We start from the raw sequence: 24,549 nt of genomic DNA on the forward strand, positions 1-24,549 counted from the left end.
CCGCCTCTGTTCGTGCCCCAACACTCCAGATGCAACGAGCACACCATCGGCTTCCTGACCGCGGGCCCAAGGCACAGAGATTTGACCCGAATAGCCGAAGAGAATCGACCCAAAACCTGTTAAATGTCCGGTTTAGGCTCTGATTCAGGGACCTTGACGACTTTACAATTTATCCATCAAGACGGGTTCATGTCGGCGACCGATCCAACGCCCAAGCCGCGTAGCGCTCGGCGCAACTCGTCCTACTGCGGCCCGGTGCTCCCGTTATAGATCGCTTGCAGATGGGCCGGAGCCATCTGCATGTTTCTCTACTTGAGCGATCGCGTGCAGTTGAGGTGCCCGGCCGGCTTCCGGGTTTCCCGTGAAGGACTTGTCCGTCCCCAGCGGACAATGAAGAGAAGAATCTCCGCCCTTCTCAAGGTATAGCGCACCGGTGGGCTTGCGGCAAGACCCCGGTTGTGCCGCAGAATCTCCGGCTGAAAGTCAGAACTTGGGAGTGGGAGTCGCGAAGTTGCGCGTGTTGTTGTCGACGTATGGGTCGCGCGGGGATATCGAACCGCTGGTGGGGCTCGCGGTGCAGTTGCGGGAACTCGGCGCGCAGGTGCAGGTCTGCGCGCCGCCGGACGAGGACTTCGGGCGGCGGTTGGACGGTGTCGGCGTGCCGCTGGTGCCGGTTGGCCGGTCGGCACGAGTGCTGGCTACCGGGGCGCCGCAGCCGGCATCGCTGCCCGAACGTGCGGCCGAGTTGATCGCCGACCAGTTCGAGGTGCTTACCGGCGCGGCCGAGGGATGCGATGTGGTGGTGGCGACCGGCATGATGCCCGCCGCGGCCGGCGCGCTGTCGGTGGCCGAGAGGCTGGGCATTCGCTCGGTGTCCGTGACCTTCCAGCAACTCACCCTGCCGGCGCCGCACCGGCGGCCGCTGGCGTATCCGGGCCGGCCGTTTCCGCCGGAGGTGACCGACAACCGGGTGCTGTGGGACCTGGACGCCGAAAGCAACAACGCGCTGTTCGGTGCGGCGCTCAACACGAACCGGGCGTCGATCGGCCTGCCCCCGGTGGCCGATGTCCGCGACTACGTCATCGGCGACCGGCCGTGGCTGGCGACGGACCCGGTCCTGGACCCGTGGCAGGAGACGCCGGGCCTCGACGTCGTCCAGACCGGCACGTGGACCCTGCCCGACGAACGCCCGCTCCCGGCCGAGCTGCAAGCGTTCCTGGACGCCGACACACCACCGGTGTACGTGGGTTTCGGCAGCATGCCCATGCACGCCGCGACGGACGCCGCCCAGGTGGCCATCGAGGCGGTCCGTGCGCAGGGCCGCCGCGCACTCGTCTCCCGCGGCTGGGCCGACCTGGCCCCGATCGACGACCGGGACGACTGCTTCGTCGTCGGTGAGGCCAACCACCAGGCGCTGTTCCGCCGGGTGGCCGCCGTCGTGCACCACGGCGGCCAGGGCACCACGACGACGGCCGCGATGGCCGGTGCGCCCCAGGTGGTGGTGCCCCAGGCCGCGGACCAGCCGTACTGGGCCGGCCGGGTGGCCGACCTGGGCATCGGCACGGCACACGACGGTCCGACGCCGACCTTCGAGTCCCTGTCCAGCGCGCTCAAGACGGCCCTGACCCCCGAGACGCGCGTGCGAGCGAGGGCCGTGGCCGGCACGATCCGCACGGACGGGGCGATGGTGGCCGCGAAGCTGCTACTCGACACGGTCACCTGACCTGATCACTCCACAGTGGACCGTGTTTCGCTCCTCGTCGGCCGTTCGTAGGGCCTGACGAAAGTCAGGGGTGTCGGCTGTCGTTCGGGTCCTGTGCAGGGCCGCCGAGCTTTCTAGCGTTGCCGACGTCGAACGAGACGATCGGAGGGCGCTTTGGGACAGGTCAGACTTTTGTGGCGAGGTGTGGTGATCGTGGCGGTGGCGTTGCTGGCCGCCGCGACACCGGGCTCAGCGGTCGCGAACGAAGTCGCGAACGGAGGAGTAGAGCAGGCCGCGGTGGATCGGCTGGTAACGGAGTTCGCGGACGGGGCCGCGTATCCGGGGGTCGCGGTCGCGATCACGAAGGGCGACCGGGTGGTGTATGTGGCTGGTCACGGCCACGACTCGTCGGGTCAGCCGGTGACCGCGTCGACGCCGATGCCGATAGCGTCGGTCAGCAAATCGTTCACCGCGCTGGCCGTGATGCAGTTGGTGGAGGCGGGGAAGGTGACGCTGGACAAACCACTTCGCGACTACGTTCCCGATTTCCAGACCGTGGACTCTCGGGGCGCGGAGATCACCGTTCGAGAGCTGCTGAATCAAACCTCCGGGATCACCGACCGCACACTCCCGGAGAAAAGCCTGCCACAGCCGGACTCCTTGGCCGACGCTGTCGTGCGGGCACGCCAGGCGACTCTCTCGGCCGCTCCCGGGACCAAGCACAACTACACGAACACGAACTATCATCTTGCGGCGCGACTGGTCGAGGTCTTTTCCGGTGAGCCGTTCGCCGACTACATGCGCCGCCACGTGTTCGAGCCGGCCGGCATGCTTGCGACCACAACAATCGACGTCACACCGCACGATGTTCCGGGCACCGTGGCGAAGGGCTACATCTACGCTTATGGGGCCTCGATTCCGGCTACGGAGCCCGAGCGGTTCGTCGCCGGGTCCGACGGCGTGATCACGACGGCCACGGACCTGGCGCGATGGCTGGTGGTGCAGTCGAACGATGGCCGGACTGCCGAGGGCGCGCCGCTCGTCTCGCCAGGCGGTATCACGGCCATGCACACGGCCTCCGACCCGCGATGGACCTATGGGATGGGCTGGGACACCAGTTCCGACGGCAGGGTCCGGCACAGCGGCGTCTGGTTCACCTACACGGCCGGTGCGCTGCTGCTGCCGTCCGGCTATGGCATCGCGGTGATGACGAACAGCGGCTACGCCTTGGGCAACGACGGCACTGGCCCGCTGGAAAACGCTCTGGCCACCCTGCTGGAGGGAGGCAACCCCTCGACCGGTTCCCCGATGCGACTGACCATCGACCTGGTGCTGGCCGGACTGACCTTGCTCAGTATCGCGCTCGGCACCCGCAACCTGCGACGCCGGCGCGTGTGGGCGGGGCGAGCCGGCGTCCGGCCAGTCTGGCGGTTGGCACTGCGGCTGCTGCCTCGCTTCATCCCGTTGGTCATCCTGACGACGCTGCCGGGCCTGGGAGCTTCGCTGATCGGCGGCGGCCGTGACGTCACCTATTTCCAACTCGTGTATTACTCGGTGGCGCTGGTGTTGTGGCTGCTGGTGGCGAGCCTGATGAACATCGGTGTGGTCGTCGCTCGCGTCCTCGCGGTGAGGGAGCTGCGTCGATCGGGTGGGACCACGTCCCAGACGCCGGCCCCGGTCGCGGCAGGGTAACGTCGGTGAGCGTGACGAGCGCCGGGGGCAGGTGGCTGCGGAGCGCGCCCGCGCCACCATGGGCGCTGGGGTTGCTCGTGGCATTGTTGACCGTCATCGCATTGTCCTATAACGACTTGCCGGCGTGGGCCCTTGCCGGTGCGCTACTGGCGCCCGTCGCGGCCACGGCGCTGCTCGCGACCTTTCCGTTGGCCTCGCTCAGTGTGTGCGTGCCGACCGGCCTGGCGACGGCGGCGGCCATGAACACCTCCGTTCCTCCGTGGAGTGTCGCGCTCGGTGCGGCAGCGGCCGTGGTCAGCCTCCTGGCCGGTCGCCGGATCCCCCGCGTGGCGCCGGTGCTGGTGGTTTTCGCGAGCGGTGCGGTCCTGGTCGCACCGCTCGCGCTGATCCAGGCGGAGGCGTGGCCAATGGGGCTGCTGATGCTGGCCCTGACCGTGGTGTTCCCGTGGGGTCTTGGCCGCATGATGCGCCAGCAGGCCGAACTGGCCGCGGCCATCACCGAGCGAGTTCATCTCAGGGAACGCACTCGTATCGCCCACGACATGCACGACACGCTCGGGCACGAGCTGAGCCTGCTGGCGCTGCGTGCCGGCGGGCTGGAGATGGCGCCGGACCTCGACGAGCACCACCGGGCCGCGGTTGCGGAGTTACGCGCCGGAGCAGGAGCGGTGACCGAGCGGTTGGCCGACATCGTCCGCGTGCTGCGTGACGGTGAGCCCGCCCCGCGGCAACCGGTCCCGGATCGGATCGAGGATCTCGTCGACCGGGCCGCGCAGGCCGGTATGACGGTGACACTGGAGTGGGATGGCCCCCGGGAACTGCCATCCATGATCGACCGGACCGCCCGCCGCGTCGTTCAGGAGGCGTTGACCAACGCGTCGAAACATGCGCCGGGGGCAGCGGTGCGCGTCCGGGTCGCGGTAGCGGACGCCACGACCGTGGTCACGGTGATCAACGGGCTGCCGGCGAACTCGCGGCGGGGTGCCGGCGGTGGCCTCGGCGTGCTGGAGCTGCGAGAACGGGTCCAGTCGGCCGGCGGCACGCTCGACGCAGGCCCACGTGGTGGCACCTTCGAGATGGTGGCCACGTTGCCACACATGGGGAATTCGTGATCCAGGTACTGCTTGCCGACGACGAAGCCATGATCCGGGCCGGGGTGCGCGCCATCCTCGCCGCCGACCCCGACATCGAGGTGGTAGCCGAAGCGGGCGACGGCCGGGAAGCCGTCGAGCTTGCCATGGCGCATCGCCCCGACGTCGCCCTGCTCGATATCCGTATGCCGCGCCTCGACGGCCTCGCCGCCGGTGCCGAGATCACCCGTGCGGTACCGGAGATCGCCGTCGCGATCCTCACCACCTTCGGTGACGACGACTACATCGCCCAGGCGCTCGACGGTGGCGCCCGGGGCTTCCTCCTCAAATCGGGCGACCCGCGCGAGTTGATCTCGGGCGTCCACGCGCTCGCCCACGGCGGCGCCTACCTGGCACCGAAAGTCGCGGCACGGGTGATCGCGAAGCTGCGTTCCACCGGACTCGGCCGCGCGACGACGGCCCGCGCCAAGACGGACTCGCTCAGCCAACGAGAACGGGACGTGCTGGCGCTGCTCGGCGCAGGCCTGTCCAACGCCCAGATCGCCCACCGGCTCAACCTCGTGGAGGGCACCGTGAAGGGGCACGTCAGCGCCATCCTCACCCGACTTGACCTCGCAAACCGCGTCCAAGCGGCGATCGTCGCCCACGAAGCCGGCCTCATCCCGGGATAGGATCCCGCGCCGGCACTATCAATGCTGCCCAGATCCTGGCTGAATGGGGCGATGCCCGCGAGGCGTTCGGTTGTCCCGATGCGATCGCCGCGTTGGCCGGCATCACGCCGGTCACAAAAGCCTCCGGCAAGCAATGTGGTGTGTCCTTCCGCTGGGTCTGCAACAAACGTCTGCGCTTGGCGATCACGACCTTCGCGGTGAACAGCCGGGTCTCCAGGTCCGTGGGCGGCCAAGGTTTACGATCGGGGCGGGCGCTTCGCGCGAGGACCACCCGCATGCCATCCGCATCCTGGCTCGCGCCTGGGTCCGGGTCATATGGTGCTGCTGGCAGAACAGCGCGCCCTACGACCCCGCCCTGCACGGCGGCGCCCGACACCACAACGAACAGCAGGCCGAGGCCTGATTGTGATCTTGAGGTTGACACAAGGGGTGTTATGCGGCTTGTTGGTGTCTGGGTGGGGTGGTGTGCGCGAGGTTGCGCATGGGTTTTCGCTCGCGGGTGATCCAGGGTGGGGGGATGAATTCGGGCAGATGCCCGTTCATCCTTACCTCCCACTGCGTGTGGTGGATCACCCGATGATGCCGGCCGCACAGGAGCACGAGATTGTCGGCGTCGGTGCGTTTATCCGTTGACCAGGGCGCCACGTGATGCGGTGTCGTCCATTTAGGACCGCGAGTGCAGCCGGGAAAGGCGCATCCGCGGTCTCGTGCGGCCAGGTAGCGGCGTTGGGCGGGGGTGGCGAACCGGGAAGCATCGCCCACATACAGGGGTGCGGCGTTGTTGCCGAAGATCGCGGGCACCACCTTCGACTCACACGCCAGCCGCCGGAGCCCGTCCACACTCGATATCCCGGGGATGTCGAGGAAGGCGTGCCGGGCACGGTTCTCCAACTCGGCCAGGGTGACGGACACGATCATCACCGCGCGCTCACCGCCCTGGGTGGCCAGCTCGTCGCACCGGGCGGCTAGGCCGATGATTTCGGCGAGTGCGTCTCCGGCGCGTTCGGCGGGGCTGCGGGTATCGTGTTCGCCGGTCTCGGGGTTCTTGTGGGGTTTTGCCAGTGGCCCGAGTAGCCCGTCGAGTTCTTCGGCGGTTTCGGCGTCGAGTTCACCGGTGAAGCGGATGCTGCCGTCTTTGCGGCGCGTGATGTCCAACCGGCGCAACGGGTGAGCCTGCTCGCGGTCCTTGTCCTCCGGTGGTGCGGTGTCCTGTTCCCAGATCGCGCGCAGCCGACGGCCGGCTTTGCGCACCGCCTCCGGCCCGGCTTGTCGAGCCAGCTCCACCAGAATCCGCTCATCCGCCTCGCGCTGCTCGACCGGGATCTGTGCCGGGCACGCCTGCAGTGTCGTGGTTATCGCGTGGACGTGTTCTGCGTTGATGTCCCCCGCGGTCAGGGCTTCGCCGGTGGCGGCGTGCGGAGGGGGCTGCGGCACCCCGGTCAGCGACGACGACGGCATGGTCGCCGCGGCATGCTCGATGCGTTGTTTGGCTTCCCGAGCGGAAATCCGCAAGCTATCGGTCAGGAACGCGGCGGTGTCCTTGAACCCCAAAGACTTCCCCAGCCCACGCTGCTCGCTCTCACCCACGGCCGCGAGCATCTCCGCGTAACCGGTCCGCAGCTTTTCCTCACACGCCACCACAATCGCGGCCAGGTCCCTATCGGAAACCTGCCACAACCGGGAGGCGGAAGTCTGCTCGGACATGCCATCATACTATCAATCTTCAGACATACGTTCGATACACGTTCGAGTGATCGTGGGCAGGTCAGTACGAGCAGTCACAGGCAATGCTGGTGGCCGCCGGTGCGCGCGACGCGGGTGCCGCCAGCGGGCTTGGGGCGGCGGCCAAACGCACCGCCCGACGTGTGAGGACATCAGGAACGTCCATCACAACCCCTCCCGTCAAAGGACTCGAACAACCGGAAGAGGCCACTCCGGACGGAAACGTTCCCGCGTGGCGTAGAACACGGTCGTCCTTGCTTGGTGCTGCCATCCATCGCCGCCACCTGACCCGGGCGCCACCCAGACTGCCCACTCTGTCCCATCCGCTAGGTCGGTACGCGAGCGCCTGGTCACAGATCGAGAACGGTGTTCAAGGGGCAGTAACAGCATGCACCGAGTTGCAGACCTACACGTGGACAGGAAAGGACTAAACCAGTAATGACGTACCAGTCGTACCCGGCCCAAGCGTCCGAGCCCGCGCCGAAGGCCAAGAACCCTCGTAAAGGAATGGCGATCGCCGCGCTCGTGCTCGGCATCGTCGCATTGTGCGGGTCTCCCATCCCGATCCTCAACAACGCCACCATCATCGCGGGCGCTGTGGGTGTCGTCTTCGCGATCATCGGGCTGTTCGGCGCGCACAAGGTGATGTCCAGCTTCGGCCTGGCGCTGGCCGTCGCCGGCATCGCGATCGGGCTTGCCCTGCAAGCTTACTGGGGGCGCCAACTCGACGACCTTCAGACCAAGGTCAACAACGATCTGAACAGCATTCAGTCGTCGATCAACAACGCCCCCGCACCGATCCCGACGACCTGACGGAACGGCGAAACCAAAGCGGCGCCCGGAGCAGCGATGCCTCCGGGCCGTCGTTATGCCCGGCGCCCGGTGCGCTTTGGGCCGTCGAACGTCGGGGTGTGGTGCACGGCAGTGCCGCTCAAAGCCGGTGCTGTACCGCTGCGCAATCAATGACAGTCAGGGAAACGAGGGGATTGGACGAGGCCATTCAGGGAACACCCTGATCCCGAAGCCCGGGTCCGATCAGGGCGGAACCCCGATGCCTGACGCACCGTCAAGCGAAAGATTCTTCGGCGGGCCGGAACACGATCACCTCTCACGTGGAGCGAACCACCATGAAGAGCACTGTCACCCTATGGAGCACACTGGCCGCCGCCGCGGTGCTCACCGCCGCACTCGCGGTCGGGATGGCCGCACCGGCGATCGCCGCAGCGCCCGGCGCCGGTGTGTCCAGCTCGGCCCACGGCACCGCGCTGCCGCCGCTGGACCCGGCGGCGATCCGGCAGGCGCTGGCGAACCGCCCGACCGCCGATGTTTCCGGCGCTTTTGTACAGGTCACCGGCAGCGCCGGGCATTTCACAGGCGCCTCGGGTCCGGGCATCAACCCGGACGGCCGGTTCCGGATCGGCTCGGTCTCGAAGGTGTTCACCGCCACCGTGATGCTGCAGCTGGCCGCCGAGGGCAAGGTCGACCTGAACGGCTCCGTGCAGCATTACCTGCCCGGCGTGCTGCCCGCCGAGTTCCCGCCGATCCAGGTGGGCCAACTGCTCAACCACACCAGCGGGTTGCCCGACGGCCCGGTCGGTTACGGCGACGGCACCGTCTCCTGGTTCGCCGCGCACCAGTTCGACAGCTGGACGCCGCAGCAGGTCGTCGCCGGAATAGCCGGTGCGCAGATGAGCTTCCCGCCCGGCACCGCGCAGCAGTACAACGGCCTGAACAGCTTCGTGGCCGGCCTGGTCATCGAGAAGGTCACCGGGCACAGCTACGCCCATGAGGTGAACCGGCGCATCATCGGCCCGCTCGGCCTGCACGACACCTCCGTCCCCGACGCCGACGACCTGCGCCTGGCGGACGCGGCGGCCCACCCGTATCTGGTCGTCCCCGACGTCAACGGTGGCTCGCACCAGGTGGACGTGACCAAGCAGAGCCCGTGGCCGTGGGCCGAGGGCGGGCTGATCTCCAGCGCTCCCGACCTGTCGCGCTTCTTCAACGCGCTCTTCCGGGGCCGCCTGCTGCCGCCCGCCCAGCAGCAGTTGCTGTTCACCGTCCCCGACGTGCCCAACCACGACAGCAGTCACTGCGAGACCGGCCTGACCCCCACCCGCGCCTGCCTGAGCATGGGGCTGGAGACCGTCGAGGTGAACGGCGTGGTGGTCTGGGGCAAGACCGGCTCCCGCCCCGGCTGGACCGCCGGGGTCTTCGCCACCCGCGACCTCGCCCGCACCGTGGTCTACATGATCAACCCAACGGGCATGGACGGCGCCGAGGCGCCGTACTTGTACGGGATCGCGGCGGCAGCCTTCGGGGCGGGGCAGCAGTAGCCCTGGGCCAGGCTGAGGGGCGCCGCTGCCGCTCGGCGGCAAGCGGCGCCCCGACAATCGCCCTGGTCCCGGAGATCACCGCGCCCGCGCTGGTTGCCTACGGCCGCCAAAGCCGACGCGTTCACGGTTTCCCAACCGCAGCCCCTCGCCTTCGTGGACAGCCTGAAAGGTTGACTTTCGGTAGTGGCCGGGCCCGGGCACGCCTTGTAGCTTCGAACCCGTGCGGGAGGTGACGAAGCGCAGGTGGCGGTTGGTGCTCGACGTATTGCTCGGGCTTTTTCTCGTCTTCACCGTCGTCTCGGACGCCGCGGCTACCCGCTCGGCCTGGGAGCTCGCCGGCGGGCTGGCCGTCGTCGCGGGATCGGTCGCGACGGCCCGCCGGTGTCCGGCCGTCTCGCTCGGCATCGCACTGGCCGGGACGCTGGCGGTGCTGTTTCCGTTCGGCGATCACGTGCCGGTCTGGACGGTGTTCGTGCTGGTGGCGATGAGCTATCAGGCCGCCCTGCGGATGAAGCGGGCCCGTCCGGGCCTGCTGTGCGGCGTCGCCGTCGCGGTGCTCGGACTGCCGCTTTCGCTGCTCGTGGCGCCGGACGGTCTCGGCGATTGGGCCGCGATGGTCGCGATCCTGGTGTTCGCCGGGCTGTCGCCGTGGCTGTTCGGCCGGTACGTCCGGGTGCGCGGCGAACTCGCCCGCACCGGCTGGCGGCGGGCCGAGGAGATGGAGAGCAGGCAGCGGCTGATCGCCGACCAGGCCCGGCTGCGCGAGCGCGCGCGGATCGCCAGCGACATGCATGACTCGCTCGGCCACGAGTTGAGCCTGATCGCGGTCCGCGCGGCGGCACTCGAGGTCCAGGGCGGGCTCGACGACCTCCAGCGTGACGCGGCTACCCAGTTGCGGACCAGCGCCGCGGCGGCGACCGCGCGGTTGCGCGAGATCATCGGCGTGCTGCGCGAGGACGCGGCGCCAGTCGAGCCGGTGCAGGGCGATCTGGGCGAGCTGATCGCGCGCGCCCGCGCGTCGGGGCTGCTGATCGATTCCGAAGTGGACAGTGACCAGGCACCGCCGATGGTGGCTCGCGCGGCCTACCGCGTGGTGCAGGAGGCGCTGACGAACGTGGCGAAGCACGCGCCGGGTGCGGCTGTCAGTATCAAGGTGATCGGCACCGGCGAGCGGACCGACGTGAGCGTCGTCAACGCGCCACCGTTGGCCGGACCGCTGCCCGGGGCCGCGGCGGGCGCCCGCGGGCTGATCGGGCTGCAGGAACGCGTCCGGCTCGTCGGCGGGATACTGCGGGCCGGCCCCCACGAGGGTGGGTTCGCCGTCTCCGCGACGCTGCCACACGACGCCGCGCCAGTCGACGAAACCCCGGAGCTGCGGGAAGCGGCCGACGACGCGATCGGGCAGTCGACGTCCGTCCGGGCACTGGAGCTGGCTCGGCGCGACGTGCGGCGCAGCCTGATCCAGGCGGTCGCCGTCCCGCTCGTGCTGTTCGCGCTGGTACTGGCGGTCGGCGGAATCGTGTTCCTGTACCGGTGGAACTCGTCGGAGCTGCCCGGCCCGGTCTACGACCGGATGCGGATCGGGCAGTCCCGGGTCGAGCTGGCGCCACAGCTGCCCGAGCACCAGCGCGCCGCCCGTCCGACACGTGGCGAGCCGCCGGAGCCGGCGATCTCTGCTGTCGTGTGCGAGTACTACGGCAGCGGGAGATCGTGGCTGCAGAACGAATACGCCGCCTATCGGCTGTGCTTCGCCGATGGGAAGCTGGTTTCGAAGGACTGGTTCGCCGAGGGGGCACTGTGATCAAGGTCGTGCTGGCCGACGACGAAGCATTCATGCGCGCGGGGGTGGCCGCCATCCTCGGCGCGGACCCGGGCATCGAGGTCGTCGCCGAGGCCGCCGACGGCCGCGAAGCCGTCGAACAGGCACTCACCGCGCACCCGGACGTCGTGCTGCTCGACATCCGGATGCCCGGGCTGGACGGCCTGGGCGCGGCCGCCGAGATCCGGCGGCTGTTGCCCGCGACCGGCGTCATCATGCTCACGACGTTCGGCGAGGACGAGTACATCGAGCGTGCGCTCGGCCTCGGCGCCGGCGGGTTCCTGCTGAAGTCGGGTGACCCGCGGGAACTGCTGGCCGGCATCCACGCGGTCGCCGACGGCGCCGCATTCCTCTCGCCGAAGGTCGCCCAGCGGGTGATCGCTCGTCTGTCTGGCGGACGCTTTTCGCGTGCCGCCGCGGCCCGTGAGCGGATCGCCGGGCTGACCCCGCGGGAGCGGGAAGTGCTGACGCTGCTCGGGTCCGGGCTGTCCAATGCGGACATCGCGGCGAAGCTGTTCGTCGTGGAGGGCACGGTGAAGGCGCACGTGAGCACGATCCTGACCCGGCTCGGCGCGAAGAACCGGGTGCAGGCCGCGATCACGGCGTACGAGGCGGGGCTGGTCGGGGGAGACGCGGAGCCCGCCACCCCGTGATCCCGGCGCCTGCACCGAGACTTCCGAAGCTATCCTTTGTGGACATTGCGTAGGCGAGCACGGTCGCGTCGAGAGCGCACGTGAGGTGTTGGCGGGCATCGGGGCGGCCGGCCCGGGCGCCTGCGCGAAGCGCCCGGGCCAGGAGTCACGCGTCACGGCGGCGCAGCACCGTCCCGCCCACCAGCAAGCCCGCCGCGGCCCACCCCGTGCAGACCAGCAAGCCCACCCAAGGTGCGTACGGCGCCACCGCCTCCGTGATCGGGTTGGGCTGGCCCGCCTCGACCATGGCGTTCAGCCCCGCGATGCCCGGGAAGTACGGCACCAGCTCCGGCAGTCCCAGGGTGGCCACGATCAGCGGCAACGGCACCAGCAGCACGAGCACCGACACCAGCGTCCCCGCCGCGCTGCGCAGGGCCCAGCCGATCCCCGTGCACAGCACCCCCAACAGCGCGAAATAGCCGCCCATGCCGGTCGCCGCCATGAAGACTGCCGAGAACGTCGTTGGCAGTCCATGGCCGCCCTTCACCGCGCTTGCCAGCAGCGTCCCGCCGCTCGCCAGCACCACGCCGGTCGCGAACAGCACCGGCAGCAGCACCGCCGCCTTCGCCAACACCACGCGTTCGCGGACCGGCGTCCACAGCAGGGTCGAGCGGATGCCGCCGCCGGTGTATTCGCTCGTCACGAACAGCGTCGTCAGTGCGATCACCGCGAACTGCGCCAGATAGAACCCGCCGCCGATCGCGATCGTGTGGCCGCTCATCGGCTGGTCGCTGTCGTAGCGCTGGACGATGGCTGACAGTGTGCTGTAGCCCAGCAGCACCACAGTCGCGCCCGTCAGACACCACCACGTCGCGCGGACCGACCAGAGCTTCGTCCACTCCGCCGCCACCGCGCCGGGCAGCTCTCCGCCGTGCACTTCGGTCGTCGTCATGCTGTTTCCTTCGCTAGTTTGCGCGCGACTGTGTCCTGTGCCGGAACCCGGTATTCCAGCGAAGAAGCGGTCAGTTCCATATAGGCCTGTTCGAGTGACGCCATCCGCGCGGTGAGGCCGTGCACCCGGACGCCCAACTCGTGCACCAGGTCGCCGACGCGTGTGACACCGAGGCCGTCCACCAGCAACTCGCCCGGCTCACCGGGATGCGTCACGGCGCCTTTGGTGCGCAGCAGCGCTTCGAGCTGCGCGCGTTCGCCCTCGACCGGGACGCGCACCGAGACCGTCGTGCGGGAGTTGTCCGCGATGAACTCCGCGACCGGCGCATCGGCCAGGAGCTTGCCCTTGCCGATCACGACGAGGTGGTCGGCGGTGAGCTGCATCTCGCTCATCAGGTGGCTGGAGACGAACACCGTCCGCCCCTGGGCCGCCAGCGAGCGCATCAGCTGCCGGACCCAGCGGACACCGTCCGGGTCGAGGCCGTTGACCGGCTCGTCGAACATGAGGATGCCCGGGTCGCCGAGCAGCGCGCCGGCGATGCCGAGGCGCTGGCCCATGCCGAGCGAGAACTGCCCGGCGCGCTTGCCCGCGACGTCGGAAAGTCCCACCGTGGCGAGGACTTCCTCGACACGGCTCGCCGCGATGCCGTTGCTGCGGGCCATGGCCAGCAGGTGCTTGCCGGCGCTGCGGCCGGGGTGCAGGGCCTTGGCGTCGAGCAGCGCGCCGACCTCGCGCAGCGGGTGCCGCAGCTCGGCGTAGCGCCGTCCGCCGACCAGTACTTCGCCGGCCTGTGGGTGGTCAAGGCCGACGGTCATCCGCATCGTCGTCGACTTCCCGGCACCGTTGGGGCCGAGGAAGCCGGTCACCTGGCCTGGTGTGACGTCGCAGGTGAGCGCATCGACGACGGTTTTCTCCCCGTAGCGCTTCGTGAGTCCCCGAAGCGTGATCATGGTTCCTCCTGGTGATTCGCCTGTACCAGGAGCCTGGCTGCTCAGGGGTGGCCGGGGCATCGGACGTTGGTCGTGGCCGACCCTCGACTTTCGGCAGGGATCAGGGCCCCGCCTCGCGGGTCAGCGACTTGAATTGTCAGTCCTCGTGCGTCGAGCGGCCGGCGTCCAGCCGCCGCTGGTACCGCTCGCTGGCCTCCTCGATCAGATCGCCCGACAGCCACGCGATCGGCTCGATGTCCACGAGCAGTGGTTCGTTGTCGGGCCCGAAGTCCGCCTCCTTGCCGGTGAGCACCCACGGCCGCGCGCCCTCCTCGCGTTCACGCAGGTACTGGCAGATCCGCCGGGCCAGCCAGTCCTCGACGGGCAGGGTCCACCAGCCCGGCGGCTTGAGCGAGTTCGCCGACAGACCGGGCAGCTGGAGGCCGCTCTCGTGGTCCGTGCTCGGATGCTCCGCGTCCTCCTCCGGTCCCGGCGAGTACCGGACGTAGACCGTCGAGCACGGCACGATGAGTTCCGCGAGGTCGGCCAGCCGGTGCAGCGTGGGCAAGGATTCCTCTACCGCCATACCGCAGTAGTGCCCTGCGGACGGAATGGTTACACGGCGGGAGTGGCGAGTTCCCGCACCGCCAGGGTGGCGGCGCCGGTGCCAAGCGGTGCGCGACGCCATGGTCGGTCACGCGGTACTCGAAGGCTTTGCGACGACCAGAAGTCGGGTGCGGCGCTCATCCGAAATGGACCGGTCGAGTTGTCGTGACGCAACAAGGGGGTCGCATCCGCAGGGACGGCTGCACTCTGAGTTGTCCTGACCTCGGCCAACTTCACCTGGTTGTGGGACATGATGGCTGCCGTGTCCGTGCCAAGGTGATGTTTGGTCCGCTGGTATGGGGCGGGGCGGGAAACCCGAGCACCTGCTACCTGTGAGTGGGATCTATCGGCCTGGCCTGGGGAGGGGCAGAGACGGTGCTGCAGAGAACGCAACCTGCTCGTGTCTCGGTGGCTGACTTGCCGGAAGCGTTGGCCAGGATCGCCGAGGACCGCGACTGGGCCACGCTCGAAGCCCTGTGCGACCAGCACATCCTCGCGGTGGAAGGCGAACTCGCCGCTCGGCTGCTTTCCGTGCTCAACCAGGTGCCGGACGAGGAGCTGCGCGCGCGACCGCGCCTGATGATCTCGTGGGTCAGCGCTTACTATGCCGCGAACCAATCAGACGCCAGCGAACTCCGGCCGTACCTGCGCCACTACACCGAACTCGGTACCCGCCTGGCGGCGACGATGGACATCGCGGGCGAGACTTCGGTGGCGACACTGGTCACAGTCGGCACCGCGGCGGTGATCGGGTTGCGCATGCGAGGGGCGTGCGCCGAGGCCGAGGAGTTGGGACAGCGCTTGACCACCCGCGCGGCGCAGCTCAGCCCGCTGCCCGGCGTCGATGTGGTACCGCGCACTGGCTGGCTTCCCATGCAACGTGGTCTGACGCGTTCGTTGATGGATGACTTTCCGGCCGCGATCGAGTTTTACCGCCACGCGTATGAGCAGGCGATGGTCGAGCCGATAACGGCGGCCACTGCCCTCAACGCGACGGCGAATCTCGCCATGGTCTTCGCCGATCTCGGGCACGGTGCCATCGCGCGGCAGTGGCTTGACCGGATGCGTGGCTTCGCATCGCCTTCCCGGCGGGTCCAATTCCTGCTCACCGTGGGTGGGACGATCGCCGAGGGCTGGGACGCGCTGGACCGCTACGACGAGGCGAGCCTCGCGAACTGCCTGGAGGTCACCGGTGACGGCACCAAGCAGCTGGAAGTCTGGCCCTTCGTAGCGGCGCTGGTGTTTGCGCACGGGCTGTATCTCGGCGATCCGGCGATGTCGCTGGCCCATCTCGGCACGCTTCGGCTCAGCCACGCGCCTGCGCTCGTCGAACAGGGCACCGCCGTCCGGGTGATGCGCCGCGCCCACGTCGAGTTGCTGATCGCCACCGGCCAGGCCACCCGCGCACTCCGATTGATCAAGGAGGCGGGCCCGCAAGCGTCGTGGCTGGCGCTGCCTGCCGCCCGGCTTCGCCTGCTCAACGGCGAATATGAGGCGGTCCGCGCGATAGCCTCGCGCATTTCCTGGGACGAAACCACTTCGCGCCGGGACGCCCGGCAGATGCTGCTCCTCAGAGCGGTCGCCGCGCTGCGGATGGGTGACAAGGAAGAGGCCCGCCGGTCGGTTGAGCTGGTCAGCCATGTGCGTACCCCCGACGAAGTGCTTTCGCTCGCCTCGTTGTCGCCGGACGATCGGGACGAGGTGTTCCGCCTGGCAGGCTTCCCCCTGACCGATGAGGCAGCACAGCGCCTGGCCCGGGCCCGGCCGGTGTTTCCGGAACGCGTCCAACTGGTCGAACTGAGCAACCGCGAGCAGGTGGTACTCACCGAACTGGGCGCCGGCCTGACCCTTGCGGAGGTCGCGCGCAAGCTCGTCGTGTCCGTGAACACCGTGCGCACGCAGGTGAAAAGTGTCTATCGCAAGCTAGGCGCGTCCAGCCGTGAGGACGCGCTGATGCGGGCTTACGAGCTGGGCGCACTCTGACGTCCACAGTGGATTCCGGAAGAGGCTGTCCATCATGGTCGACTGATCACCGGAACAGTGTGGCACCAAGTGGGTGCTGCTCGTCGAAACCGGGGAGTATCAGGAAGGTCGCACTGGCGGTGGTGGTGGTGAATTGCAGCAGTGCGTCGGAATTGTCCATGTGGGTGAGTGTGTTGGTGAAGGTCCGTATGTCGTTCTGGAAGCTCATGAAGAGCAGGCCGGGCGCGGGTTCGTCGATGCTGTAGGAGCGACGGAGCATGAGGCCGACGCCGACCACGTTGGAATGTGCTCTGCGGACGTGGGCGTCTGCCGGTATGAGATAGCGTCCGTCCGGCGTTTTGGCGCCGAGTTCGGGGTCCGAGGCGATGGTGCCACCGGAGAGGGGAATACCGGTGGCTCGGCGCCGGCCGAAGACTGCCTCCTGGTCGGCAACGGACAGCGTGGCGAACCGCGGCAGATCGAGTTCCATGCGTCGGAGTACGGCAATGGTGCCGCTGGCGACCGGAGCCGGCCCGGCCAGCCACAGGTCTCGTTGTTCTTCGACGGTCGTGCGTGGGCCTACGATGCCGTCGATGAAACCGAGCAGGTTTCGTGGCGCGGTAAGGCCCTGAGCTACTGGAACGTTCGAACCTCTGCGTCCGGACTGCCGCCAGCGTTCGTGTATCCGGTCGCCTGCCTGGTCCAGGAGCGCGGCAGCGACGATCGGGACTACCAGGGCGTCGCTGGCGCAGATCTGTATGAGCAGGTCACCGCCGCGTGCCTGCGGGGCAATCCGCTCGCGGGAGAACTGTGGGAGATCTGCTGCGCCGGGCAGGGAAGGATCGATTGTGCGCACCAGTCGGGGACCGACCCCGATTGTCACGGTGAGATCGCCCGGGGGCAGGCCCAGCAGCCGTGCATCGGTCCCCGCGGTGAGCGTGAGGACGGCCTGGCCGAGTTCGGCCAATAACGGGCCGGCAGCCACAGCGTCGCCGAGGTCGGCGACCACGGTCAGCAAGTTGGTCTGGGCCGGTTGCGGGAGCACGATTCCCGCCTGATAGCGGCCCGTTGGTGAGACCGGCGTGATTGACGCAGGCGTATCAACCTGGCCCGAATGAGCGGAATCCGGTTCGCATCCTGCGGTGAGGCCGGCGGCCATCAGAGTGCCGGTGGCACCGAGAAACGCGCGGCGTGACTGGTGATGGTCGGCTCGGCGCACGGTGTGGAGAGTGCCATATCCGCCCTGACTCAGGCGAATAAGGCGTCCATGCCAAACTGAGATCATGCCTCTTTTCCGTCTTCGCGTGCTGATCGCGATGCTGGGCACACTGACGGTCGTGCTGGCCGGCTGCGGCACTGGCGATGACGGATCGAGCCAGGGCCGGCGACCGGCCGGTGCGCACGTGACCATCCAGGTGCCGACTGACGCCCCGACGATCTCGGCCGCGGTGTCCCTCGCCCAGCCCGGTGACCTCGTGTTGGTCGCGCCGGGTGTGTATCACGAGTCGGTGAAAATCGCCACGGCGCAAATTACTCTTCGGGGCGAGTCCCGGGACAAGGTCGTCATCGACGGGCAGTTGCAGCAGCCGAACGGCATCGTCGTGACCGCTCCCGGGGTGGCCGTGGAGAACCTGACCGTGGAGAACAATACGCAGAACGGGATACTGCTCACCGGTTCGGCGACGGCGGTCGCTGGATCGCCGGGGCGAACCGGCGGCTACGACACCGGCAACGAGCCCGTCACCTTCCTGAAATCATTCCTGGTCTCCTACGTGACCGCGACCCGCAACGGGCTGTACGGCATCTACGCGTTCTCCGCGCAGGACGGTGTCATCGAGCATTCGTACGCGTCAGGTGGGGCGGACTCGGGGATCTATGTCGGGCAGTGCAAGCCGTGTCACATCGTGGTGCGGGACAACATTGCCGAACTCAACGCGGTCGGCTACGAAGGCACCAATGCCAGTGGCGACATGTACGTGGTTGGTAATCGTTTCGTCGGAAACCGGGTCGGGCTCACCACGGACTCGGACCACCAGGAGAAACTGCTCCCACAGCAGGGTGCCGTCGTCGCGGGCAACCTGATCGCGGGCAACCAGCAGACGTCGACCCCCGAACAGGCCGACGGCGGATGGGGCGTCGGCGTCGGAATCGATGGCGGCAGCGACAACCAGTTCATCCGCAACCGCATCGCCGGCAATATCAATGCCGGGCTGCTGATTACCGCGACCGTTGACATACCGCCGGACGGCAACCAGATCCTGGACAACACCTTCGCCGCCAACGGCGTTGACGTCGGCTGGACGTTCCCCACCGCCACGCAGGGACGCGGTAACTGCCTGAGCGGCAACGACCTACAAACGACAGTCCCCGCTCAACTTGCGACGATCGCGTCCTGCCCGGTTTCTGCTCAGTCACCCGTGCTGTCCGGCACGTGGGCGATGCCGACGGCGCCTGGCGGTATCCCGTTCACCGAGGTGGCTGCGCCCGCCGCACAGCCGCAGTTCCCGAATGCCACCACCACCGGCGCCACCGTTGTTCCAGCCCTTCCGGCGCTACCGGAGATCGCAAGCATCCCACTGCCGTCGGCGTCACTGCTCGCCGAGAGCGCACTGGTACAGACCTCTTGAACGGCGGCTATCGCGGCGGGGTGACTCCGGGTACCGGCAGGACCGGAACATACGTCTGGGTGTCGAAATCGATGACCACCGGCTGCGGCTCGGAAGCCACCTTGACCTGCACCCGATACATGGTGCCGTCCGAGCCGATCCAGTAGCGCACGGTGTCCGCCGTGCCGGGCTTGCCGTTGGCGCTTGGCCCGGTCATGACGTCCACCGGATGGCCGCCCATCTGGTCCTGACCAATCCAGGTTGCGCCGTTCTGTGGCAGTAGCTGGGCATTGTCCGGCCGGTCGCTACCTAGACCGAGTGCGATGGCCAACGAGGTGTCCAGGGCACTGCCGGACGTCTGCAGTGGACGGCTGACCCAATCCGACCCGGGCGGCGACGCCGGTGCCTCCGCCGGGGTGTTCGCCATCGGGTGGACCAGCACGGTGGCGGCCGTCCATTCGATCAGCCCGTCGCTGGACGTATCGCGCCCGGCACCGTGCACCACGCCGTAAGCGAGTTTGCCGCGGTAGTCGATCGACCCCTTGATGACCAGGCCACCAGCGGCGTTCGGCACGGTGATCGTCACCGCACGACCCCCCGCCTGGTAGTTGCGAAACCGCGTAATCGCCAGCCGGTTCGCCTCGTCCGAGGTCAATGCGCGTGGTCCGGCTGGGCCTGAATCGCCGCCAATGACCAGGAACGTGGCCACCGTGGCGCCCGCAACGCCCAAGACGGCTACCACCCACCATGGCCGCAGCCATCGGCGTAGGCCGGTGCCGCGCCGCGGGCGACGCTGCTGGGTTCTCTTGCTCCGCACGCGGCGCAACGCTAACAGGCTCGCCGATTCACCCGCTAATTCACCCGGTTTTTGGTGTATACCAGTGCGTCGTTCTGGTTATCTAGGCCGGTTCTTGCTCGCCTGACAAGGGGACAGCTATAGCTATGAACCGAGCCGGTAGAAGACTCAGCCGGACAGCCGGGAAACGTACGGCCCGGCTGGTGCGCGTGGCGTTGTCCGGGCTGTTGCTGGTAGGCAGCGCGATAGGCCCGATGGCGGGTACGGCCGACGCTGTGGCGGCTGACGGCACACTGACGGTCGAGGTACTGCGGGACTTCTTCGGCACCGGCGTGATCAACGCCACCATGGACGTGCCACAGCGGGGCATGAACGTTGACGTCGCCGACCCCGCCGGCCATCACGTCACCGGCATCACGGATGACACCGGAAAGGTCGTGGTGTCGGCGTCGACCGTGCTGACCGGCGGCAAGTACCGCGTCGATGTCACTGTCCCGGCGCCCTACAGCAACTATTTGCGGGCGGCGCCGGCCTCGGTCGCGGCCAACCACTTCGACAGCTTCACCACGTTCGTCGACGTGTCCGGCGGCAAGAACGCCTCGGTGATCACCGGAGTCTGGGACGCGGCCGACTATGCGCTGCCGGATACCCGGTATTTCGTGCCGATCCAGAATGGTGCCAACGGGACCGACACCCGGGCATTGGTGGCCTTCGGGACGAACAACCGGGGTACGTGTCCCACCGACGTGGCGTGCCCGACCACGATCGACACGCAAGCTCAGGTGGGCACGACGTTCGGGCTGGCCTACGACAAGTACCGGCACCGACTGTTCCAGAGCGAGTTCGCCCGGCGGTTCGCCCTGTATGGGCCGGATGGCGGTGACGCCATCTACACCGTGCCGGCCGACGGCGGAAGCGCGCCGACCCTGTTCGCGAAAGTGCCGCTCGCCACGGTGACGCCACACGACACCGCGAACATGCTGAAGGACCCCGGGTTCACCAATGCGCCGGGTAAGGAGAGCATCGGTGGGCTGGCCCTGTCGGAAGACGGCTCGACGCTGTACGCGGTGAACCTGCTCACCCGGACCCTGGTGAGCTTCGATGCGACCGGGGACACGGCGTTGTTGCCCAAGGCGATGGTGCCGATCCCGGACCCGGGTTGCGCGGCGCCCACCGACTGGCGGCCGTTCGGGCTGGCCACGCACGACAACACGCTCTACGTCGGTGGCGTGTGTTCCGCGGAGAGTACGCAGGACCGAGCAGACCTGAAGGCTGTTGTCTACACCTACGACGGCAAGCAATTCCGCACGGTGCTGACCCAGCCGCTTACTTTCGAGCGCGGTGCCGTCTTTGTCGGTGCCCCGAGCGAGGGACAGAACAACCACTGGAACCCGTGGAACACCAACCTGTCGACCTGGGACAGCTTCCGCCCGGGGGGTATCGGCGCCTTCATCGATCCGCAGCCGGAGTTGGCCAGCCTCGCCTTCGCCCGTGACGGTTCGATGATCCTGGGTTTCCACGACCGGTTCATGGACGTTCTCAGTGCGAGTGGACTGGATCCTCGGCCGGGCGACAACACCCCGGAACTCGGCATGTCCGGTGGTGACATCAACATGGCCTGCGCCAATCCTGACGGTGGATACTCGTGGGAAGGCACCGGAAACTGCCCCAACCACGCGACGCCCGCCAACGACGACGGCGAGGGCAGTGGTGTCGTCGAATACTTCCCGGGCGACTTCTTTGCCAGCGGGCACCAGGAAACCGCACTCGGGGCGGTGGCCTACATTCCGCAGCAGCAATGGGTCGTCAGCACGGAGTTCGACCCGACCGTCAACATCGAAACCTCCGGAACCGGTTACTACAACATCACGACCGGCGCGGGCCCTGGTAACAATCCGGCCGCCAACGCCTACGAGTTCGTCGGTCAGCACGAGAACGGATTCGGTAAGGCCGGCGGGCTCGGCGATATCGCCTATGCGGCGGCGAACGCGCCGATCCAGATCGGCAACCTGGTGTGGTTCGACGGCGACCACAACGGGATCCAGGACGCCGGACAGGTGCCGCTCCCGGGTGCGACGATCAACCTGTTGGACGCCAGCGGTAAGCAGGTCGCCACGACCAAGACCAATGCCGCCGGCGAGTACTACTTCGGTGGTGTCGGCGCCTCCTACGAGCTGACGCCGGGCGCGAAGTACACCGTGCAGTTCGACGTGTGTACCGCGGACACCAGCAAGGTGCCGAGCCAACCGCCGGCCGAGGAACTGCGGTTCACGCTCCCGGTCGCCGGTGACGACCGGGCACATGACTCGAACGTGGTCCCCCCGACCTCCGGCCGGCTGTGCAACGGATACGCACCTGTCACGGCCCCGGCCGAACCGGGAGGAGTTGATCACACGATCGACGCCGGGGTATACATCCCACAGGCACCGCCGCCTTCTTCGCCGCCGACATCCCCGCCCCCGACCTCCGCGCCCCCGATGCCTAGCGAGCCGGCTCCGACCAACCCGAACACGGGTTCGCTTGCCTACACCGGCGTTTCCGGCCTACCGGGGATGATCGCCCTCGGTGTCCTGCTCGTCGGTGCGGGCGCGGCATTGGCGTTCGCGAGCCGGAAGCGTCGCGCCAAGCAACGCTGAAAAATCCCACGTATCGTGGAGACATCACCATGAGCAAAATGTGGAAGGAAACCGCCGAGCAGGTCGAGCCGGCGAAACTCAGCCGCCGGATTGGTGCTCGGCCCGCACACGGTCCACCCCTCGCATGGGCCTGCGTCAGAGGCCGAGAGCGGAAATTGCTTCTTTCGCAACGGTCCTCGCCTTGACCGTCTGCATCTGGTCGGTGGTGACCACGATCGCCGCGCCCTGCTTCGCGACCGCGTAGACCGCACCTTCGCCGGTCTGCTGGTATCCGCCCTGCCAGCCGGGGGGTTCGGTCGCGGGATTGCTGCTGTCCACGGGCGCCGCGTGGTCCACCAGAGCGGTCGCGACGGCGGGTCCACCGACGTAGATGCGCACGGTCAACTGGAGCTTCCCGGCCCGGTCATAGAAGAAGCACGAGGGATGTGGGCGGTCGGCCGAGAGCTTCACCTTCGAAACCCGCTGGCCATTGGCGTTGGCGACGAAGTCGGTAGCGAGGTAGGGACACGGTCCCGCGGCTACCGGTTGCGGATCGGGCGGCAGCACCGGGGCGGCCGGGGTGGTGGTGACCGGCGGCGGCACGCTGGACAAGGACGGTGCGGTGTCCGGTCCTGACCGCTGCGAGCAGGCCGCCGCGGCGAGGGTGGTGGCCAGGGTGAAGGTTCCGAGAACGAGCACGACTCGACGCATCGGGCACAGTGAACCACGCCTTGAGCGGCTACTGACACCCTCAAGGCAATCCGGCGTCCGGCCGTCGTCACCGAACCGGGGAACCTGGTCGCGGATGGGCCGGCGAGCGGTATCTTCCTGCGCATCGGGTCGAACACCGTTAGCTGCACGGTTAACGTGAACAAGCTGATGGGAGTGTGCCGGATGTGGCTCATTTCCAGAACTGATTAGGAGCGCGCATGGCGATAAGGCAAACATCGCCGCCGAGGTCGTCGTCTGGCCGTGGCAGGAAGACTGTGCGTGCCCTTGGCGAGTTGCTGATCACGGCGGGCTTGGTGGTCCTGCTGTTCGTGGTCTACGAGTTGTACGTGACCGGCCTGGTCTCCGCCGGGAAGCAGGCCGACGCAGCCTCGACCTTGGAAGGCGACTGGGCCAAGGGCCGCCAGCCACATCCCGAACTGATCGACGGCCGGGCCTTCGCCAAGATCTATATTCCCAGCTTCGGTGCCGACTACCACTTCACCATCCAGCAGGGGACGGACGACAAGTCACTGGGCATCGGGCCCGGGCACTACAAGGGCACCGCGCTTCCCGGGGAACCCGGCAACTTCGCGGTCGCCGGGCACCGGGTCGGCAAGGGGGCGCCGTTCAACGACCTCGACCTGCTGAGCTCGTGTGACGCGATCGTCATCGAGACCCAGACCGATTTCTTCGTGTACCGCGTGCTGCCCTACGCCGACGAGATCGCCACCTGGAGCACCGGCAAGGGGCGCGACCCGAAATGCGCGCCGGTCAGCACGCTGCGGACGAACACGCCGGACGGCGGACCCTATGGCCAAACCGTGGGCCGTGAGGTGGTGAACCCGGACCAGGTCCAGGTGATCGCTCCGGTGCCGCACAAGCCCGCCGACGTGCTGCCGCCCGCCCAGCAGGTCGCGCTGCTCACGCTGACCACTTGCCATCCCCAGTTCTCGGACCGGCAGCGGCTCATCGTGCACGCGGTGCTGACCAACCGGTACTCGAAGGGGAACGGCGCGACCTACGCGCAGTTGTTGCAAGCCCTCGGGGAGGGATAGATGTACGGCTGGATCTGGCGGCACCTGCCCGGGCCGGTGGGCGCGAAGCTCGCCCTCGCGATCGTGCTGGTCCTTGGCGTGGCGGCACTGCTGCTCTTCGTGGTATTCCCATGGCTGGACCCGCTGCTGCCGTTCAACAAGGTGTCGGTGCAGTAGGGTATTTGGTCTGGATCCATCCGCGCGGAGTTCCCGCGCGATGTCCGCGTAAGCCCACCCAGTTCGGTCACCCGAATGGCTCACATCTTTTGAAATGGCTGTTCTTGTCGCCAGAGATGATACTCTGAACGAGAAAGTCTTTTAACGCTTATGGTATTTACGTCAAGTGATCACAAGAGGAGAGGCAATGCGGCCTGGGGATCGAGTCAGAGCTGGAGCGGATTGTGGGATCACCCTCGAAGGACCCCGCGCCGAAATTTGGGTCAATGAAGGCGAAGAAGGAACCGTTCTTCGTGTCGAAGACTATGTCGAGTACGCGGAGGCGCGCCCGATGAAGGTGGGGAGCACGGCCGAGAAAATGTTACTTTCCGGCAAGAATCCCCCGCATGAAAAAAGACGATTTATTCGCCTTCTCGTCAAATTCGACTTCGGAATGACGATCCAGATTGATGCGGATAAGGTAAGCGTTAAGAGTTAATTCGCTCGATTTGGCATT

The 24,549-nt window shown here is 67.8% G+C and carries 22 protein-coding genes; 15 read left to right on the forward strand and 7 right to left on the reverse strand.

The window, feature by feature from the left end:
• The first annotated feature begins 511 nt into the window (after positions 1–511).
• The 5 genes from A3CU_RS0129165 to A3CU_RS51540 all read left to right on the forward strand — a co-directional run bounded on the left by A3CU_RS0129165 (position 512) and on the right by A3CU_RS51540 (position 5,659).
• Positions 512–1,723: a glycosyltransferase gene (locus A3CU_RS0129165; protein ID WP_027945258.1), complete on the forward strand. Its 1,212-nt coding sequence runs from the start codon at positions 512–514 to the stop codon at positions 1,721–1,723.
• 192 nt (positions 1,724–1,915) lie between these two features.
• Positions 1,916–3,394 (forward strand): serine hydrolase domain-containing protein, encoded by a 1,479-nt coding sequence (locus A3CU_RS47225; RefSeq protein ID WP_245617397.1) that lies wholly within the window; start codon positions 1,916–1,918, stop codon positions 3,392–3,394.
• 5 nt (positions 3,395–3,399) lie between these two features.
• Positions 3,400–4,506 carry a sensor histidine kinase gene (locus A3CU_RS47230; RefSeq protein ID WP_245617398.1) on the forward strand — a complete coding sequence of 369 codons (1,107 nt, stop codon included), beginning with the start codon at positions 3,400–3,402 and terminating at the stop codon, positions 4,504–4,506.
• Positions 4,503–5,156, forward strand: a complete 654-nt coding sequence (locus A3CU_RS0129180) for a response regulator (RefSeq protein WP_027945259.1) — start codon at positions 4,503–4,505, stop codon at positions 5,154–5,156. Before A3CU_RS47230 ends, A3CU_RS0129180 begins: the two co-directional genes overlap by 4 nt.
• Positions 5,157–5,191: 35 nt before the next feature.
• The gene (locus A3CU_RS51540; protein WP_245617405.1) at positions 5,192–5,659 is read left to right on the forward strand and encodes a transposase; all 468 of its coding nucleotides are present in this window, start codon (positions 5,192–5,194) and stop codon (positions 5,657–5,659) included.
• Here the strand turns inward: A3CU_RS51540 and A3CU_RS0129185 are convergent.
• Positions 5,589–6,860, reverse strand: a complete 1,272-nt coding sequence (locus A3CU_RS0129185; protein ID WP_027945260.1) for an HNH endonuclease signature motif containing protein — start codon at positions 6,858–6,860, stop codon at positions 5,589–5,591. The two genes, A3CU_RS51540 and A3CU_RS0129185, sit on opposite strands and share 71 nt — an antisense overlap.
• A gap of 525 nt (positions 6,861–7,385) precedes the next feature.
• Between A3CU_RS0129185 and A3CU_RS0129190 the strand changes: the two genes are divergently transcribed.
• The 4 genes from A3CU_RS0129190 (at position 7,386) to A3CU_RS0129205 (ending at position 11,686) form a co-directional block, all read left to right on the forward strand.
• The gene (locus A3CU_RS0129190; protein ID WP_156960609.1) at positions 7,386–7,691 is read left to right on the forward strand and encodes a hypothetical protein; all 306 of its coding nucleotides are present in this window, start codon (positions 7,386–7,388) and stop codon (positions 7,689–7,691) included.
• A 314-nt stretch (positions 7,692–8,005) separates the two neighbouring features.
• Positions 8,006–9,214 carry a serine hydrolase domain-containing protein gene (locus A3CU_RS0129195; protein ID WP_027945262.1) on the forward strand — a complete coding sequence of 403 codons (1,209 nt, stop codon included), beginning with the start codon at positions 8,006–8,008 and terminating at the stop codon, positions 9,212–9,214.
• 220 nt (positions 9,215–9,434) lie between these two features.
• The gene (locus A3CU_RS0129200; RefSeq protein ID WP_027945263.1) at positions 9,435–11,015 is read left to right on the forward strand and encodes a sensor histidine kinase; all 1,581 of its coding nucleotides are present in this window, start codon (positions 9,435–9,437) and stop codon (positions 11,013–11,015) included.
• Positions 11,012–11,686, forward strand: coding sequence for a response regulator transcription factor (locus A3CU_RS0129205; protein ID WP_027945264.1), 675 nt, complete (start codon positions 11,012–11,014; stop codon positions 11,684–11,686). Before A3CU_RS0129200 ends, A3CU_RS0129205 begins: the two co-directional genes overlap by 4 nt.
• 145 nt (positions 11,687–11,831) lie before the next feature.
• On the opposite strand, the gene A3CU_RS0129210 is transcribed toward A3CU_RS0129205, so the two are convergent.
• The 3 genes from A3CU_RS0129210 to A3CU_RS0129220 form a co-directional block, all read right to left on the reverse strand.
• A complete protein-coding gene (locus A3CU_RS0129210) occupies positions 11,832–12,617 on the reverse strand; it encodes an ABC transporter permease (RefSeq protein ID WP_043842955.1) in 786 nt (261 codons plus the stop codon).
• A complete protein-coding gene (locus A3CU_RS0129215; RefSeq protein WP_027945266.1) occupies positions 12,614–13,567 on the reverse strand; it encodes an ATP-binding cassette domain-containing protein in 954 nt (317 codons plus the stop codon). The genes A3CU_RS0129210 and A3CU_RS0129215 overlap by 4 nt, the downstream gene beginning before the upstream one ends.
• A 136-nt stretch (positions 13,568–13,703) precedes the next feature.
• Positions 13,704–14,132, reverse strand: coding sequence for a DUF6098 family protein (locus tag A3CU_RS0129220; protein ID WP_027945267.1), 429 nt, complete (start codon positions 14,130–14,132; stop codon positions 13,704–13,706).
• Between the two features lie 428 nt (positions 14,133–14,560).
• Here A3CU_RS0129220 and A3CU_RS0129225 point away from each other — a divergent pair, with 428 nt between their 5' ends.
• On the forward strand, positions 14,561–16,135 hold the full coding sequence (locus A3CU_RS0129225) for a helix-turn-helix transcriptional regulator (RefSeq protein ID WP_245617399.1): 1,575 nt from the start codon (positions 14,561–14,563) through the stop codon (positions 16,133–16,135).
• 46 nt (positions 16,136–16,181) lie between these two features.
• Here A3CU_RS0129225 and A3CU_RS0129230 read toward each other — a convergent pair whose 3' ends face one another.
• On the reverse strand, positions 16,182–17,441 hold the full coding sequence (locus A3CU_RS0129230; protein WP_245617400.1) for a Dyp-type peroxidase: 1,260 nt from the start codon (positions 17,439–17,441) through the stop codon (positions 16,182–16,184).
• Between A3CU_RS0129230 and A3CU_RS0129235 the strand changes: the two genes are divergently transcribed.
• Positions 17,398–18,741 (forward strand): right-handed parallel beta-helix repeat-containing protein, encoded by a 1,344-nt coding sequence (locus A3CU_RS0129235; protein WP_027945270.1) that lies wholly within the window; start codon positions 17,398–17,400, stop codon positions 18,739–18,741. The genes A3CU_RS0129230 and A3CU_RS0129235 overlap by 44 nt on opposite strands.
• A gap of 7 nt (positions 18,742–18,748) precedes the next feature.
• Here A3CU_RS0129235 and A3CU_RS0129240 read toward each other — a convergent pair whose 3' ends face one another.
• Positions 18,749–19,537, reverse strand: coding sequence for a hypothetical protein (locus tag A3CU_RS0129240; protein ID WP_245617401.1), 789 nt, complete (start codon positions 19,535–19,537; stop codon positions 18,749–18,751).
• Between the two features lie 182 nt (positions 19,538–19,719).
• On the opposite strand from A3CU_RS0129240, the gene A3CU_RS0129245 reads away from it, so the two are divergent.
• Positions 19,720–22,152 (forward strand): SdrD B-like domain-containing protein, encoded by a 2,433-nt coding sequence (locus A3CU_RS0129245; protein ID WP_245617402.1) that lies wholly within the window; start codon positions 19,720–19,722, stop codon positions 22,150–22,152.
• 135 nt (positions 22,153–22,287) lie between these two features.
• On the opposite strand, the gene A3CU_RS0129250 is transcribed toward A3CU_RS0129245, so the two are convergent.
• The gene (locus A3CU_RS0129250) at positions 22,288–22,842 is read right to left on the reverse strand and encodes a DUF2020 domain-containing protein (RefSeq protein WP_027945273.1); all 555 of its coding nucleotides are present in this window, start codon (positions 22,840–22,842) and stop codon (positions 22,288–22,290) included.
• A gap of 218 nt (positions 22,843–23,060) precedes the next feature.
• Here A3CU_RS0129250 and A3CU_RS0129255 point away from each other — a divergent pair, with 218 nt between their 5' ends.
• The 3 genes from A3CU_RS0129255 to A3CU_RS52820 all read left to right on the forward strand — a co-directional run bounded on the left by A3CU_RS0129255 (position 23,061) and on the right by A3CU_RS52820 (position 24,531).
• Positions 23,061–23,897 carry a class E sortase gene (locus A3CU_RS0129255; protein WP_027945274.1) on the forward strand — a complete coding sequence of 279 codons (837 nt, stop codon included), beginning with the start codon at positions 23,061–23,063 and terminating at the stop codon, positions 23,895–23,897.
• Entirely contained in the window at positions 23,898–24,053 is a 156-nt protein-coding gene (locus tag A3CU_RS53665; RefSeq protein ID WP_169739707.1) for a hypothetical protein, read from the forward strand. It abuts the gene before it with no gap.
• Positions 24,054–24,240: 187 nt separating this feature from the next.
• Entirely contained in the window at positions 24,241–24,531 is a 291-nt protein-coding gene (locus tag A3CU_RS52820) for a hypothetical protein (RefSeq protein WP_156960610.1), read from the forward strand.
• Positions 24,532–24,549: the final 18 nt, after the last annotated feature.

Origin of the sequence: Amycolatopsis taiwanensis DSM 45107 (assembly GCF_000519205.1) — a bacterium.
In the GTDB taxonomy this organism is placed as follows: Bacteria; Actinomycetota; Actinomycetes; order Mycobacteriales; family Pseudonocardiaceae; genus Amycolatopsis_E; species Amycolatopsis_E taiwanensis.